The organism is Mesorhizobium sp. M0244, assembly GCF_040321795.1.
Classification (GTDB): domain Bacteria; phylum Pseudomonadota; class Alphaproteobacteria; order Rhizobiales; family Rhizobiaceae; genus Mesorhizobium.
This window is the reverse complement of record NZ_JAMYSE010000129.1, coordinates 1-15,443: the sequence shown is the minus strand read 5'-3', so window position 1 is coordinate 15,443 and position 15,443 is coordinate 1. Positions and strand designations below refer to the sequence as shown.

The 15,443-nt window shown below is 58.4% G+C and carries 17 protein-coding genes and 2 pseudogenes; 11 read left to right on the top strand and 8 right to left on the bottom strand.

Translation table 11 applies throughout. The features are described 5' to 3' along the window. The 4 genes and pseudogenes from NKJ08_RS35855 to NKJ08_RS35840 all read left to right on the top strand — a co-directional run. A partial coding sequence (locus NKJ08_RS35855; RefSeq protein WP_502906381.1) for a thiamine pyrophosphate-binding protein occupies positions 1-263 on the top strand: 263 nt, incomplete at its 5' end. Next, positions 260-1,282: a transketolase family protein gene (locus NKJ08_RS35850; protein ID WP_502906380.1), complete on the top strand. Its 1,023-nt coding sequence runs from the start codon at positions 260-262 to the stop codon at positions 1,280-1,282. The genes NKJ08_RS35855 and NKJ08_RS35850, both read left to right, overlap by 4 nt. Positions 1,283-1,715: 433 nt before the next feature. Next, positions 1,716-1,862 (top strand): annotated as a pseudogene (locus NKJ08_RS35845) (IS5/IS1182 family transposase); the annotation flags it as partial. 1,151 nt (positions 1,863-3,013) lie between these two features. Beyond that, positions 3,014-3,367, top strand: a complete 354-nt coding sequence (locus NKJ08_RS35840) for a hypothetical protein (protein WP_352451783.1) — start codon at positions 3,014-3,016, stop codon at positions 3,365-3,367. On the opposite strand, the gene NKJ08_RS35835 is transcribed toward NKJ08_RS35840, so the two are convergent. Next, positions 3,361-3,639, bottom strand: coding sequence for a hypothetical protein (locus NKJ08_RS35835; RefSeq protein ID WP_023722441.1), 279 nt, complete (start codon positions 3,637-3,639; stop codon positions 3,361-3,363). The genes NKJ08_RS35840 and NKJ08_RS35835 overlap by 7 nt on opposite strands. A gap of 313 nt (positions 3,640-3,952) precedes the next feature. Between NKJ08_RS35835 and NKJ08_RS35830 the strand changes: the two genes are divergently transcribed. Continuing rightward, positions 3,953-4,234: a hypothetical protein gene (locus NKJ08_RS35830; protein WP_023722439.1), complete on the top strand. Its 282-nt coding sequence runs from the start codon at positions 3,953-3,955 to the stop codon at positions 4,232-4,234. A 179-nt stretch (positions 4,235-4,413) separates the two neighbouring features. Further along, entirely contained in the window at positions 4,414-4,602 is a 189-nt protein-coding gene (locus tag NKJ08_RS35825) for a hypothetical protein (protein ID WP_023722438.1), read from the top strand. Positions 4,603-4,609: 7 nt separating this feature from the next. On the opposite strand, the gene NKJ08_RS35820 is transcribed toward NKJ08_RS35825, so the two are convergent. Both NKJ08_RS35820 and NKJ08_RS35815 read right to left on the bottom strand, forming a co-directional pair. After that, positions 4,610-5,965, bottom strand: a complete 1,356-nt coding sequence (locus NKJ08_RS35820; protein WP_352707953.1) for an SGNH/GDSL hydrolase family protein — start codon at positions 5,963-5,965, stop codon at positions 4,610-4,612. Then, complete coding sequence (locus tag NKJ08_RS35815; protein ID WP_352707952.1) at positions 5,926-6,279, bottom strand: hypothetical protein; 354 nt, start codon at positions 6,277-6,279, stop codon at positions 5,926-5,928. The genes NKJ08_RS35820 and NKJ08_RS35815 overlap by 40 nt, the downstream gene beginning before the upstream one ends. Before the next feature lie 243 nt (positions 6,280-6,522). On the opposite strand from NKJ08_RS35815, the gene NKJ08_RS35810 reads away from it, so the two are divergent. After that, entirely contained in the window at positions 6,523-6,813 is a 291-nt protein-coding gene (locus tag NKJ08_RS35810) for a hypothetical protein (RefSeq protein ID WP_352785957.1), read from the top strand. Between the two features lie 1,012 nt (positions 6,814-7,825). Here NKJ08_RS35810 and NKJ08_RS35805 read toward each other — a convergent pair. From NKJ08_RS35805 to NKJ08_RS35785, 5 genes and pseudogenes are all read right to left on the bottom strand, one after another. Beyond that, complete coding sequence (locus NKJ08_RS35805; protein WP_352509686.1) at positions 7,826-8,467, bottom strand: hypothetical protein; 642 nt, start codon at positions 8,465-8,467, stop codon at positions 7,826-7,828. A gap of 104 nt (positions 8,468-8,571) precedes the next feature. Beyond that, positions 8,572-8,808 (bottom strand): DUF2442 domain-containing protein, encoded by a 237-nt coding sequence (locus NKJ08_RS35800; protein ID WP_352774745.1) that lies wholly within the window; start codon positions 8,806-8,808, stop codon positions 8,572-8,574. A gap of 401 nt (positions 8,809-9,209) precedes the next feature. Continuing rightward, positions 9,210-9,428: a DUF982 domain-containing protein gene (locus NKJ08_RS35795; RefSeq protein WP_352785962.1), complete on the bottom strand. Its 219-nt coding sequence runs from the start codon at positions 9,426-9,428 to the stop codon at positions 9,210-9,212. Between the two features lie 286 nt (positions 9,429-9,714). Next, positions 9,715-10,017 carry a DUF982 domain-containing protein gene (locus tag NKJ08_RS35790; protein WP_352509682.1) on the bottom strand — a complete coding sequence of 101 codons (303 nt, stop codon included), beginning with the start codon at positions 10,015-10,017 and terminating at the stop codon, positions 9,715-9,717. A gap of 701 nt (positions 10,018-10,718) precedes the next feature. Continuing rightward, positions 10,719-10,871 (bottom strand): annotated as a pseudogene (locus NKJ08_RS35785) (IS110 family transposase); the annotation flags it as partial. A 917-nt stretch (positions 10,872-11,788) separates the two neighbouring features. On the opposite strand from NKJ08_RS35785, the gene NKJ08_RS35775 reads away from it, so the two are divergent. From NKJ08_RS35775 to NKJ08_RS35760, 4 genes are all read left to right on the top strand, one after another. Further along, complete coding sequence (locus NKJ08_RS35775; RefSeq protein WP_352509681.1) at positions 11,789-12,700, top strand: DMT family transporter; 912 nt, start codon at positions 11,789-11,791, stop codon at positions 12,698-12,700. 3 nt (positions 12,701-12,703) lie between these two features. Continuing rightward, positions 12,704-13,945 (top strand): argininosuccinate synthase-related protein, encoded by a 1,242-nt coding sequence (locus tag NKJ08_RS35770; RefSeq protein ID WP_352774743.1) that lies wholly within the window; start codon positions 12,704-12,706, stop codon positions 13,943-13,945. Then, positions 13,942-14,754 (top strand): 2OG-Fe dioxygenase family protein, encoded by an 813-nt coding sequence (locus tag NKJ08_RS35765; protein WP_352785951.1) that lies wholly within the window; start codon positions 13,942-13,944, stop codon positions 14,752-14,754. The genes NKJ08_RS35770 and NKJ08_RS35765 overlap by 4 nt, the downstream gene beginning before the upstream one ends. A 485-nt stretch (positions 14,755-15,239) precedes the next feature. Beyond that, the coding region (locus NKJ08_RS35760) for a hypothetical protein (RefSeq protein ID WP_352785948.1) at positions 15,240-15,443 on the top strand (204 nt) is incomplete at its 3' end.

The following is a 15,443-nucleotide window of genomic DNA, read 5'->3' as shown; positions in this document are numbered from 1 at the left end:
CCTCCGAACCGGTGACCGACAAGTTCGAGGCGTTCGGCTGGCATGCGCAGCGCGTCGACGGCAACGACATCGAGGCGGTCCGCAAGGCCTTCGACCTGGCGCGCGGCCTGAAGGAACCTCGTCCGCGTGTGATCGTTTGCGATACGCGCATGGCCACGGCTGTGCCAGTCCTGGACACCCGCGACATCGCGCATTTCATCCGCGTCGAACCGCATGAATGGGCGCTGGCGCTCGAAGCTTTGGAAAAGGGACGTCCGCGTTGAGGTTGTCAAAATTCGCGCCGCGCCACGCCGCCAATGCCGGTGAGCGCAAGACCACATCGGCGATGATCGCGTCGATCGCGCCCGATGGCGTACCGACACGCAATGCGCCGTTCGGGCACACACTGGCCAGACTGGCGCACCAGCGGCCCGGGATCGTCGGAATGACGGCAGACCTCGCGAAATACACCGATCTCCATGTCTTCGCACAGGAGCATCCGGACCGCTTCTATCAGATGGGCATGGCGGAGCAGGTGCTGATGAGCGCCGCCGCCGGCCTGGCGCGGGAGGGCTTCACGCCCTTCGCGACGACCTATGCCGTCTTCGCATCGAGGCGGGCCTACGATTTCATCTGCATGGCGATCGCCGAGGAGAAACTCAATGTGAAGATCGTCTGCGCCTTACCGGGGCTGACGACCGGCTACGGCCCCAGCCACCAGGCGACGGAGGACATCGCGATCTTCCGCGGGATGCCGAACCTGACGATCATCGACCCTTGCGACGCGCTCGACATCGAACAGGCCACGGAGGCGATCGCGGACTACAACGGGCCGGTCTACATGCGGCTTTTGCGCGGCAAGGTCCCTGTCGTGCTCGACGAGTACGATTACACATTCCAAATCGGCAAGGCACGCCTGTTGCGCGAGGGTGAGGATGTGCTGTTCATTTCAAGCGGCCTGATGACCATGCGCGCGCTGGAGGCGGCGAAGGCGCTTGAAGCCGACAGGATCGGCTGCGCCGTTCTGCACGTTCCGACGATCAAGCCTCTGGACACGGAGACGATACTTGCCGCGGCGCGCCGTCCGGGACGGCTAATGATAGTGACCGAGAACCACACCATCATCGGTGGGCTGGGCGAAGGTGTCGCCGCGCTGCTGATGCGGGAGGGAGTTGCCCCAGTCTTTCGGCAGATCGCCCTGCCCGACGAGTTCCTCGACGCTGGCGCGCTGCCGACGCTTCACGATCGCTACGGGATCTCAACTTCCGAGCTCGTGCGCCGCGTCCGCATTTGGAGCGAATGAGAAGTAAGAGCTCTCCCCATGCAACAGTTGAGCCATCGACTTGAACTGTGAGCTGGCTAACCCCGCCGCGGTTGTCGCGCTCGTCACAGCGTTGTGGACTAAGGACCTGGGCTTCCCTGATGCCTGTCAATCGGGCACATCCTGCGCGGCACTGATTGAGCACCGGCCTCCTGTTCAGATGCGGCTGGACGAGCTGTCTTCCAGTGGTAAGGAGAGAACTTCCTAGGATCTTGAACACACATCGAGGGCATTCGAGGACTTGGTGTCAGGCCCCCTGGTGCCGGTCTCCCGCGAGTTCGACGTAAGCAAGTTTCGGGATGTTGGCTCGTCTGTCCTTCGCGGCATATGGACCGGCGCGCGGCTCGCCTGTTCTCGGAACGGGTGTCACGGCACCGGTTTGGTCGAAGGTTGGTGGCGCGAAGCGAAAGAAGCTGGCCGCAACTACCTCGCCCGCCAGCAGGGCGACGCCGTCCTGGCCCCCGCCGGATACAACTTCTCGCTCCTGCTCCGGTGGCGGAAGGCTCTTTTGGGGCTACTCATCGCCGCCCTCAAAAGTCAGCCGAAGGAGCTCGAAGCCTGACGGCCGATTACGGACATCTGCTGTTCGAGCAGGCAATCCCGAGCGACAACGGTGTCGTTGACGAACTGCGGCCTCATTTCGAGTCCGCCCATCTCGACGCACGGGAAGTGTATCATCGTACATCAGGATCGACTTCCATCCTGCGCCAACGGGCCCAGACTCCGGTATCATGCAGAGGTGGAAAGCTCATCTTCGGTCTGGCTCGCGATCCGGCTCGCGTTCGTGAGATTTCCCTGCGCCACCGGTCGCCGGGCTGAAGCGTCAGGATATCGGCGAAGACGCGGCATTCTTGAGCGTCCAGCTTGGGCGCGAGCCAAAGAGTAAATTCGGATCGCAGCAATGTTACGATCGCAAGCGGTGACACTCGGTCCGTAGGCCCAACTTTGATCAATCGCGGCCGGGCGCCAATCTCTCACCGCAGGTCCCCGAGTGCGCGCATGCAGTGCCTCCCAGCATTTGTCGGCCGGCGAGCAACGAATTTGCCCTGCAGTTGATGACATTTAGCTGGCCAATCTGCTTGCGGTGATCGATGCGGGGGCAGCATTGTTGGGGTTTGCACGGAATCCGCGTCGCACTGAGCCGGCATCAGCCGCCCCGATCTCGCCCAGCAACAAGGACAGGCCGCACCTAACCCAAGGCCACCGAAGCGGCACGGACGTTCAGTCGATGTTTACCATTCGCTATTATCTTTCGCGAAGCGGCAAGGTTCTGAGTACCGCGCAAGTCAAAGGGCCTGCTCCAGACAATGGGGCGGGCCTTTTTGCGTCACTTTGGAGAACGGACTCCAACGAATTGCCGGTTACCTGAAAAATAGGCCCCAGGCTGTGAAACGTCGAACGTGGCCGGGTTGTTGGTGCATCCGCAATCGGTTGGAAGGCAGGCCCCATTCTCGCGATACTCTGCCAGCGTCAGGGCTGGGCCAGCGGTAGGTTAGGGCGTCACGACCCGCAACATGGCGGCGTCATAGACGAACGAAACACGATTTCGTCCATGTTGTTTCGCTTCAAAAAGGCACCGTCCGGCAGTGCGAAGGACGTCCTGAGCATCTGCATTGGGAGAAATTTCCGCGCCTCCAATGCTGACAGTCACTTTCACCCATGAGAGCGCGTTTAATTAAGTTGGGGTCAATTCGTGGCAGCAGGGTTCGTGCTATGAAGAAGGGACCGGTTCCCAACCGCGGCGAGGCACTTGCCTTCATCAGTGCCAGTCTCAAAGAACTGGAGGCACTGCGCGGCGGGTCTCGTGTATTGTCGCGTCGACTGACCAGTGCGCTTGATGCGCATGGTGGATGCGGTGGCTTCACCTGGGTGACCGCGAGCCCCATCGATGTTTCCTGGTCCAGGGAACCAAAACCTTTAACCGGTGCGAAGAAAAGGCATGACGTCGGCGCGAAAAAACAGCCGGACGGTCACTCCCTCCGCCAGATGCCCTTGATTTCATTAAACCTTTTGTCGGTATCTTCTTGCGGCCCCAATTTCGGCCCTAACGGACAGACTCGTCAGTGAGTCGTGGGGCTCGGGAACAGGAACTTGTACCCTTCCTTGAGAATCCACCGGGCGCGGGCGAGATGAGTTTCCCAGGCTCGGTGCGCCCGCTTCGGTTCCTTCTCGGGATCGATATGCAGCACAGTCCTGGCAACCACGCGCCAATCCTCGTCGTCATAGGCGGCGTCCAGCAGCCACATATACATGGCGACGCGTTTATTGTCGTATGGGGTGAGGTAGGGCTCGCTTGGCGCTTCGTCTGCGACCTCGGGATCCGGAAGCGGGCTGACCACTACGCCGCCTTCTTCGGGTCGCCGATGACGCGCGCCGGCAGATACGCTGGAGCCGGAGGCGGCAGCAAAAAATTGTTGTCAGCTGCAGTGCTCATGGGCGCAATATACATTGCGAATAGTGCCCATTCAACGCTGCGATCAAGATGGACGCGGCACGAGTCTTGCATGGCGCTCAACACGGCGAAGACCAAAGAAAACCGCGTGCGCTCCCTCGGCCATATCAATCGATTTTATCCGACGTGTCACATCCGCGTGATCTAGCGACACCTAATTAAAGCGGCTAAGGGGGACCGTGGTTTGGGGAAAAATTCTTATGAACAGCCAAAAAGACGCAGAGCGTATCCGGGCCGAAATGTCGATCGCACAGGCGATTTACGACGCCATTTGCGAGATGAACGGATCTTCGTACAGGCAAGACAAAGTACCTTTGCGGTGGGATACTTCGTCAGGCACACCGTTGAGCCTGATGAGTATTGACGGCTTTTTCGAATTGCGGGAACTGGCCCGGCGGATAGCGTCGAAGATCGACACGCCTGCGCTCATCAGTCTCAAAAGCCACACCGCGCAGCCGTCGAAAAAGATTGACTTCCACTAGGGTAGATTTGCCATCGCCGTGAAAAGGTTGCTCGAGATCACGTCGAGGATGGCATCCACCTGGCCCGTGGCGCGGTTGTCGCGCTGGTCGACGCCATCCGCGCCTGCGAGGTCGGTGACGCTTGCGCCGGCCCAAGCACGCGCGCATTCTGCCCCGAACCAAAAACTGGGGAGGGCCGAATGTTCGAAATCGGAAGAGATTACCGCATCACCATGATTGTAGCCGTTCCGGGCGACTGGAGCGACGAAACTGGCGTCTGGACGGTCGCGGAAGTTGATGGGACGCTAGTGAAACTCACCAATCCCTACACCCCGGACACGATCATTAACACGGCGTCATGGCATTTCGTCCGCGCCGAGATTGTCTAGGCGCAACTTAGAAGTTGTCGAACAGCCCCGCCGCCATCATGCCGCCGATCAGGTCCTGTCCAAGATTGTTGGGGTGAGTTCCGTCTCCAGGACCCATCCAATGAACGTAGTTGAACTGGTTGATGATGAAGCGGCGGTACAGATCGACCACTGGCACCCTGTTTAGGGCGCAGACCTCAAGCATGGCGTTGGCGTAGTCGATCAGCTGGCTTCCGGCTCCTCCCGCAGTGCCGTCCAGCGTCCGCCATATCGGCGTCGTGAAGATGAGCTTCAGGTTCGGCCGGGCGGTCATGATCGTCTGGATGCCGTAGTTGATGGCTCCCTTGAAGGTCGCCCCGGTTATGTCAGCATTGGTGCCGATGGGGCACGTCGGGCCGGCGCCGGTGAAGTCGTTGGTGCCGAACGAGGGGATCAGGTAATCCAGCAGGCTGTAATCCACCGATGCCATGCGCGCTGCAATCGCTGGAAAGGTGCCTCCGATGACCGTTGCTGCGGCTATCTGTTGGGAAAAATCACCGGAGGCAATGGCATCGGCCAGCCGGTAAAACGAGAACTTGTCATAGTTCGCAGCATGGTTGGCCATGCGGGTACCGCCGCCGCCGCAGTTGGTGATCGTCATGCCGGTGCGCTGGGCAATCTTGGCGGTCGGCGTGATGCCCGGCCAGATGACACTTTCGATGATGCTATCGCCGAAGTGCGCACCGATCTTGCCGGCGAACTGCGAGGCCGGCACGGAGGCAACGTCCTTGGCCAGTTTGTCAAACCGGCCATGGTTATCGATCAGCCGGCCCGGTGCCTTCTGGATGGCCCAGCCGGGAAGGTAGGCATCCGCGGCCAAGGCCCCTGTCGGAAGGATGCGGAGCTGGTGATTAAGGCCGTAGGTAACGTCGTTCTGGGTGACCACGATGGGCAGCGAAATATACGTCAGGCCATTGACCGTTTTGGTTATCTGAACGGTCTGGGTCACCCCGGACGACACCGGAATGTAGTGGATGAACTGGATGGACTGGGCACTCCCCGCCATGAAGGCGAAGATACACCAGACAGTTTCTCCCACCGTCAACCCTGCTTCGGCTACGGGCGTCTTGATGTCGTGCAGCGTGGCCGGCCGGCAGCTTGATGGCCTGGTGCCGAAGGGCGAGCCTGCCGGCGCGTTGACCAGAACAGGAGGAAACCCGCCAGCCGATGCTCCGATCAGGGGGTTGCCAGCATAGTCGTTGGTGACGCCGCTGGCCGCAATGCGGAAGAACGGGTCGATGTTAAGCTTCGGGTGCGCATCCTCCGCCACCATGGCCGCAGATTGGAGAGCCCCGCCGATGTAGGTCAGGCGTGACTTGGCCTTCTGGACAGCCCAGCCGAGCACGAACAGGCATTCGCACCGACGCCGGCAGCGATGTTGAGCCGAACCAGCAGGCTCGTGCCAAACGTGACATCGTTCTGGGTCGGCGTGACGGTCAGCCCAACGCTCATGTAGCCCAGCCCGCCCGCCACTGCCGGGTTGACCGTGTTGCTCTCGTTGTGCGCCACCCCGGATGACACCGTGATGCTGCCGATGATCTGAAGGCTTTGTGCGGCGATCAGATCAACGATGATTTCAACGGGTTCACCAACCCGCAGGCCGAGGTCGGCAGCGGACACTTTGAGGTCCAAAAGCGTCGCCCCGACCGACAGAGACAAGGCGCCACGCCTGTCGTTCAATTTTGGCGAGGTGATATTCGGAAACGGCTTCGTGTCGGCGAGGGTGCGGCATCCCGCAGAATAGGAATATATTCCGCATGCCGTCAAGCACATAGACTTCGTCCTGCCCTCAGCGCCTGCTCGCCGCGGGCATTTTGGGGGGAAGCATGAATCAAGTTACGTGCGTTTGTAGCCATCAGCGTTTTGTCGGGCTGCGCTACTCGCCCAGCCGACATCAAGCCCATGCTGGTTTCGTCCAGCGTATACGCGGGCAAGTCCTGCAGCCAGTTGGAAGCCGAACTTTACCGAACGAGTTCCGACCTCGCGCCGATAATGGCCGTACAAGACAGAACCGCCCGCCGTGACGTGGACGGCGTGTTTTGGCTTGGCTTGCCGGTTGGCAGCATGATGCGACAACACGACATCAAGGTACGTGAAGCCAAGACCGGCGAGCTGAAGGGCAACATGAACGCGATCAGCGCAGCCCGACGAAAGGGCGGCTGTGTTGCAGTCTGTAAGCCGTTCCAACGTTAAAAGTTGTCGGGTTGCTCCCCGCCCTCGCGACTGCGGAGTGGTCGTTTCATCGATTGACTCGCGTAATGCACCGGCAGTTAATCTCCCCGCCAGGGCAAAAGAGGGGCTATGAAACTGGGAGCAAACGATGACTGTCCAAAAAGAAGACTATCGAACCAACAGAGCCGACTACGCCATAGCTGCGATGCATAGCCGAGCGACCGCTGAGGGCGATCGTGACGATTTGTTGACGAGGAAAAAGTCCCTGTGGGTAACAGATCGGCGATCTGCAAAATTGGCTGCAAACCCGTCCGAAAGCTCGCCAGAACCCAAGGCAAAAGCGCCGCTAAGTGAATCGGACGCCAGCCACTTTCTTACCGCCGCGTACTTCGTTCGCATGGTTCGATTATATTAGATTTATCTAAAATACCAACCAGCCAGTCGAGCATTCCCGAACGCTCGCTGGTCAGGCCCAGCGGCCGCCCCCTAACCCAAGCTGCTGGGCCGCCCGCTAAGGAAGTGCGTTGTATCACTGATACGGTCGTCGGTGACCGCCTCCGTACCGCGGCCGTGATCGCAACCACGTCACCGATGCCAACGCCCCGCATCGTACCACTCAAACGAATGGCCTGGATGCGTTTAGTATCCATTCTCGGGAGACCCACGCATGGGTGTCGCTTGGGAGACAAGTGACTCCCCTTTAAAGGCATCGAGATGCTACGAGCGCCGAAAAGTCAGTTCCTTAGACCTAAAGATCGGGCGATTTGCCAGCGGGTTGTCGACCAGATAACCGCCGACGCTAAATGGTACAGCACTTCGATAGACGGTCAGATTCTGGCCTCGACCACGCTGAATCTCTTTCAATCAGGGGTCGTAAACGAAACGAATTTGCTGGCACATGTTCGCGCGCGGCGCCACGACTTCACTAAACTGACAGGCTAGCTCCACCCGGGCGGAAACAGCGCGTTTCAGCAAATCGTGAATTGACCTGCATCCATGGAAGCCGGTTGGCGGCACGGCAGTTGGCTGAAGATCAAGAGCTACATGGTGGAAGAATATGACTTGCTCGGCGGGTGGACCGGCCGCTGCGATATTTGCTGTCGCGGCGGCCAACACACCCAAGTGGCCGGCTGCTGTCATGCGACCACAGAGCCGCCACGTCAGCCAGCCCAAGATGGCCAATAGGACGAACGACCTTGTAATATCGCTTCATTCGTCCTCCCGAGCGCCGCGCTTCTTTTCCACAAGCGTTTCGGCTCGTGGAGCAATGACTTGTCGAAAGATCCGCGCGCAAACTGTTCATACCGGCTCTTGCCGGTGCTGCCGGAGGTACCGAGCAGCACCGCGAGATCGGGATGCAGGACTTCCCGGCTTCCGCGCGGCAGCGCCAGCGGGCGTCTACGCGTCTGCAGATGATTTCGGGCGAATAGTCGGCGACGAAGTCGTCCAGAGCCGATGCGTTGCAGGGCGGGATCAATGCGACGGCGTGCCTGCCGTGCATGGCTGCCAGATAGGAGATGACCGCGTGTTCCGTCGGCTCGGCTGCTACCGCGACCAGCTTTTTCTCCGGTCCGAACTCGGCTGCCACCGCTGTGACACGTAGCGCAAGATCGCGGTAGGTGATCGGCGTGCGGCCGGGAAAGATCAGCGCCGGACGATCGCCGTGTTCGTCCAAGCGTCGGGTTAACCCCATTCCCCTGATCTCCGTCAATCTGAAAGGCTTATTGCACCCATCAGTGCAGGCGGGGACGCCGCTATCACGTTTGTTGACTGATTGCATCAACTTTCACGGATGTGTTCGCGCGCGAGCGGAGGCATTGGTTGCGACCATGCCCATGTCATCGAGGAACTTTGGCACGAGGCCGGCCAACAGCGGGAGCCCGCGATTCTCTTGGCACGTTGGCAACGCTTGGAGCCGAACACACCTTGCAGCAGCGCCGGCACATCCACATCGGCATCGAGCTGCGGCCAGTGCAGGCCAAGGCCGGTCGGGCTAATCCCGCTCTCGGTGGACAAGGCTCAGAAGAGCCGACATGGGATGAATCGGTTTGTCGAGGGCGAGGATCGCCGGCAAGCGACACTCTTTCCCGAGTGCCTAGACGTTTAGGTGATGCAGGACAATCCGGTCCGACTCATCGAAGTCTTCATCGAGAACTCGACCTCGGCGCCGTCGGCTTTGCCGGGTCGTGCTGGAAGCGACCAGCGGCCTGCCTATCATCCGAGGCCGATCCTGCGAAGCCAGTTGCTGCGCCGTCTGTGTGGAGACCCGCTCCGGGGCACAAGCCGCGCGAACTCCCTTCTCCTTTCCGTCAATATATCGCCGTGCCGCTCTTCGCGGCAAACGGCTGCTCGACGCTGAAGCCGAACGGCGTGCTCGAACCTGGGCATAGCCAACCGATATCGCGCGGCTTCATTTTTTAGTCACTGCGCAGGATTTTTGCTTCGAGCGCGGCTGCGACGAAAGCTCTTCGTGCAGCTGGTGGATGAGCCTCGCCACGCAATACTTGCCGACAGGCGTCCATCGGTATCTTCCGTTTCTCGGTCCGACGACTAAGATCACGGAGCAAGATAGCGGCCGCGTCATTGACGTCGAACACGATACGCTCCGATCTGTGACGGCTAACCTTAACAACCATTGGCCGCTCAAATCTGCTCAAGCCGATCATCTCTCCGCCTCCTCTACGGCAACAGGCCTCGGTCGCACTTCTTTGCCAGCCGAATGGTTCCGCTGCATCTTCGTCGCTGGACTTGGCACTAGCCTAGCGACCGAGTGCAGTGGGTCTGGTTATGATGGGGGTTGCGCGAGATCTGCCGTTTTGCTGTTGATTTTGAGAAGCTTTTGCTTTCGGCGAACTGTGAAATCTCGACACAGTGCCCTCCTTGGCGTGCTACCCGCGCCAGCCTCGCACATTTCGCGTATGCCTACACTTTCACTTTTCCACTGCCCGACTTGCAGGCAGCGAGCCACTGCATCGCGGAGGTTGCATCTTCCAATATAGCGGCCCGTTTCGCAAAGCCGAAAAAGGCATTGCGCGCTGCGCTTACAGGTATTCGCTCGTCGTATGCATCATAGCACGCCTTGAGGGCGGCTTCGTGGATCAAGTCTCTGCGGTTTCCTGGCCACTCGTTGAGGAAATCGATGGCGTCGGCCAGGCTGGCAATCTCTTGCACGATGTACGTTGCACGCTTAACGAAAACTGGGCTGCGGAAAGCATCAGGGTTCATTCGTTCCTCCCGACCTGCTGAATACCTACTTTGCGTGATGAGCCGCCTCATCGACATCCGCCGAGCATTGCAGAATGTGTTGTCAGAGCGATGACGGTTTAAGAGGAAGGCAGCGGGTCGTAGTCCTCTGGTGCAGTCTTCGGAGGGGAGCTTGAGAGTCACGGTTTGGCAGCCCATCACCTCGGGCCATTGGGCAAAAATCTGCACGCTGACTCGAGCGTGGCTTGGCAGTCTATTTGGGCGCTCACATGCCAATGCGGCTTCGCACCCGCGATCGGTCAAAGTTCTCCTGTTGGTCGCTATTCGCTGAAGGAAGCCTCGACATTACCGACACGAGCGCGGGCGGTCGGCAGACCGCCGGTCGGTGGTACTCCGCATGCAGCGCCGTCGCCTTCTCCGAGAAACGTCCTCTGTGGATGGCTCCCGCGATGCAAGAGGTAATTGGACGTTACGGCGCGTTGGGCGGGTGCAGTCTTCTGTCCGGCCTGTTGATGCAGCCATCCGAGACTGCTGGCCCTGATGGGACCGGCGAACTGGATCTCAATCTGCCTATCAGGCTATGGTGCTCGGACATTCGACGGGTTGTCCCTGTTCCCGGCCTGACCAGTCTCGCCATCACATCGCGTCGCTCTCACAACCTACTGGTAGCCGATCGATCGGCCCGCCTGTTCTCTGTCCTAAAATTTATCTTCTTCGCAACCTTACACCGCAAGGTTCGCGGCATGACGAGCTTGAGGTCTCGCGCGTACCATGATCGCCCAGACCACACGGGCCATCTTGTTCGCCATGGCCACACTCGCCAAGCGCACGGGTTTCCTGGCGAGCAACGCGACAAGCCGAGGATCCGCTGCCGCCCCTCGAGTTTTGCGAAGGTGTCGGCCCGAGCCAGGCGGGGAACTCCCGACCCGTGCGGGTGCGACGGCAGTCGGCCACGAAGCGACGGGCAATATCCTCGTTCGACACTGCCAAGTCGGCTTCCCGAAACAGCCATTCCTTCAGTTCGCGCGCACCGCCCGGAGAAAGTACGAAGCTGTACAGCGTCCGCAACTACGGCAAGGTGCTCGTACCGCGTTTCCTTGCGCGCGGCGTAGTCAACGAGATCGTCGGTATGTAGGCCAAGCTGCATCGGGGCGAGGCTTAGAGACCGCGCCGAGGTCGTTCGGGCCGCTCTGCGAGCCGGAAGCCGCCTCGCCCTTCGACTTTTCATTTGCGACAGGCCCTGATGAATTGCCAAGCCGGGCTGCAGCGGGAAACCTGTCAGGATAACAGGATCACAGCGTTCGGTTGCATGCCCGGCAGTCGGACTCATTGTCGGCCTTCTGACAATGTTGGGTATGAAACACTGCACTATCAAAACGATCGTGTTGTCTAAAAATGGTTTTCTGGATTGGCACGGCATTTGCTTTGCTGAATCACAAATACCTACGGCACGAACCTGCAGGAGTTCCTCCATGAACAGCCTCAGGCAGTCGCTACAGCAAGATCTGTGCATGCGAATCCGCCCTCCGGTTGCAATCGGAATGGGCCGAGCTTGTAACCAAACACTCCCCCTACTGCATGTGGGGACGCCAAAATCTCGCGACGCGGGCCACGACTGGACAAAAAGCCGCTCGATCGTCCCGCCGCTTAATGAAGTCCAGTGGTGGGACATCGATGAGCGCCTCGCGGAAGGCCGGACAGTTCCGCGATACCAACGTTATAGGGACGGCCTAATCTGTTTTGACTCGTTCTGCACAGTAGGATGGGTGGCTAGCACAAAGGATACTTGAACGTGGACGTTTTCGAACGTGCTTCAATACCTGCGAGGAGGTCACTGACCTCATCCTTCTCGGCCGACCTGGCCGTACTGGGTGCCGCATTCGTTTGGGGCGCGAGCTATCCGGTCGCGAAAAGCGCACTATTCTATGCGCCGGTTTTGATCCTCATTCTTTATCGTTTCCTGATTACCACGATCTTTATGGCAGTGGTGGCAAGACATGAGATCGCGTCGATCTCTTGGGGCGATTGCATCCGTGGCCTCGTATTGGGGACAATACTTTTTTCAATTTTTATTGCTGAAACTTACGGTGTTGCATCAACAAGCGCAATGAATACGGCCTTGATCATTTCGCTTTGTGTAATTTTCACGCCGATCATTGACTATGGGCTATCGGGGCGACTTCCACCTCCGGGCATATTGGCAAGTGCCGCCATATCCTGCATCGGTGTCGGCCTTCTCACTGGCGGGATCGGCAAGTTCAGTCCGGGTGACGCGCTTGTGCTGGGGGCTGCGATTCTGCGAGCAATTATGGTCGTTTCCACCAAACGCCTTCTGGCCGGCCGGCAGATTTCGTCTGCGGCACTGACGGCCATCCAGGGATCGGCGGTGGCAACACTCACTTTCGTTTTAGCCGTGGGTCAATTCGGAATCTACGGCCTTATTGTGAAGGCCCCCCTTCAGTTTTGGGGCGCCGTCGCCTTCCTTTCACTCTTCTGCACGATCGCTGCATTCTACATTCAAAACGCCGCGGTCAGAAAATCCACGCCGACACGGGTTGGCTTGCTGATGGGAACAGAACCCTTTTTTGGTTTCGTCCTCGCGCACCTTCTCCTGACAGAATCTTTGACCGCAACGGGCTTGATAGGTGCCGGCCTCATCCTCGCCGGAACCTTTTCCGGCATCTTTTTTGAGAGCAGGACCTGACAAATGAACCCCGTCTCAACTTCGATCAAACCATCTACCGGCGGCATTTTGAGTTTCGAAGATCTGGAGGCTTTTCCGGACCGAAACGCACCAGTTGCAACCATGTTCAGCGGCGGTCTCGACAGCACCTACCTTCTCTACAAGCTGCAAAGCCTTGGCTTTTCGAATATTGAAGCTGTCGCGGTGGATGTCGGAACTTCCATCGATAAGCCTTTGCTGGAACAGACGGCAGCCAGGTTCGGCGCGCGCTTTGTCTGTCTCGAAGGGCGGGAAGCTTTTGTCGAACAAGGCGTGAAACCCGCCATTCGGGCCCACGCCAAGTACCTTGGTAACTATCCGTTAAGCAGTTCCTTGAGCCGTCCCGTAATCGCCTCATTGATTGTTGATCATGCAACATCAATCGGCTCACGGCTGCTTCTTCATACAGCAAGTCTTTCGCAGAATAGTCTTCCGCGCCTTAACAATAGCATCAAGCGCTCGGGATTTTCCGGCAACTTCGGCAGTCCGTATGAATGCTCGGTGATTTCCCGGCAGCAGAAGGCCGCCGCCCTCTCTAAGTTCGGACTGACTTTTGTGACGGACCGCACCTGGAGCGGAGACGAAAACCTCTGGTGCCGGGAATTCGAGTCTGGACCTTTGGATGATCCCGAGAACTTTTCTATCCCGGAAGAGGCATTTGATTGGACGCGCAACACTGCCGCAGAGCAGCCGGTAGAGATCAAACTCGGGTTTATCGACGGAAATCTCGTGTCAATTGATGACCGTGATGTTGCACTGATCGACACAATCCCGCTCCTGAATAAAACAGTTGGCAAATTCGGACACGGCCGCTTTGTCGGGCTCGAACACATCTCAACCGGTGAAAAGGTTCTCGAAGTCCGCGAGGCCCCCGCAGCGGCCATCATCATGGACGCGCTGCGGCACCTCGAAACCGCTTCCCTTGGCGTCGGATCAATCGTGTTGAAGGAAGGGCTTGAGCAAGCCTGGTCCCAGGAGGCGGTTTCAGGTGAATGGGGCAGTACTATTCACAAGATGTGCGAACGGGCCATAGCGTCCGCGCTCGAGGGCGTCAGCGGGAGCGTCAGCTACATAGTCGATAATACGCGCTTTTTACCTCGGTCCATCATAGCCAGCACGCCGAAATACATTACGGACCGCCACCTTTGGGAACACCAAGCCGCGAGCCACCAAGCGTCCTTTAAAACTTCCCCCTCGCCAAATTACCAAGACGGGAGACACCCATGAAAAAGGTCGCACCCCAGGCGCTATGCAGCCTCAGTCAAGAATGCACTGATCATCTGGTCACGAATGGATGGTGGTTTTCCAGAGGTAAGCGCACCGAAGCCGGCTTCGGCATCGAAATTGATGCTGGCTGGAAGAACTTTGCTGACCACTGGAATCGATTGCTTCTCGATGAATACATGCGTGACGGCGGGACCTATCGCTACCGGCGCTATGGTGCGTTTGAATATGACGCAGTTGACGGAATTTTTCGGCTCCTGCCCCATGCCCCTTACGAGCAATCGAAAGCCATCAACCACTTGAATGGCGGCTTCAAGCGCTACTTCGAGCCCTTTGAACAATCGTTTATAGATCATCCTGTCTTAAACAAGATTCTGACAGGTTTCTGCAGAATTCTATGTCAAACCGCTGGACATGATCGTTGGGATATTAAGCTCCATCCCTACCGGATTGTTGCACGCGACGGTGTAAACGGCAAACCAGCACCCGAGGGCCTTCATCAGGACGGGGTGGATTTCATCGTTTCTTACATGATCGGGCGGGTTAACGTGACCGGCGGTATGAGCACGATTACTGATGCCTCAAAGCGGTTCCTCGGCGATGTCGAAATGAACCTTCCAACTGATTTTGTGATTTGCAACGATCGCAAGACGTTTCATGATGTATCACCGATCGTGACCGAAATCCGAAAATGCCGTTCGCATATCGTGACGTCCTTGTCATCGCCTTCGAGAAACTATGAATCAAGTCTTGAACCTAAGCACGTTGCGACCAATAGCGAGATCGCTGTCCATACCTGTGGGAATTCTTGAGGCAGAGTCGGACATATCGGACGCCGCCTGATCAGTCGGATAATCTGCAATGGGTGGAAGATCGCTCTTGTGATGTGTAGTTTGGGACTGATAGTCGAGGCTTGATTCCGTTGGACGCGAATGCCTTCTGGCGCATCACCGCCATGAGAATTCTCGTCCACTGTCCGAGTCAGGAACTGCACACGGGCTCGCCGAACAGGAAGTTGGAACGCTTCGTCATGCTGTCTTAGGCGATATAGCCGCCCGGAGTGCTGCGACACGTGCACGATAGCATTGGCTCGCGAGGATGGATTGCTAACGGCGAACCCATGCTGGTCGGCAAGGCGATACTGGCTGGAGCATCAACTCGGCCGACGAGAGTGGCCCCCCATCCTAGGCAGGATCGGCCGACATGGCCGGCATCGCGAGCCGCTCTGAAAGAGCACAGCGGGCATCCAGACGCTGCCGGGTAAGTCGTTGCTGCCTTCTGGGAGTACGTTCTTTGGTTGGAAATTGCTTACAAGCTTCTGGAGAAAGACGAGACCCGCGTTTTGCGCGACACTCGTTTGCTAGAGAACTACAAGAAACTTAAGTTGCTGTTCGAAGCGAGGGTCGATGACGGGCTGGTCGCCTTCAACACCGCCCCTGGCCTGATGAGCCTCGATCTCCAGCACAGGCTCTTTCATCTCGCCCTTTCGGAGCTCGGTGGC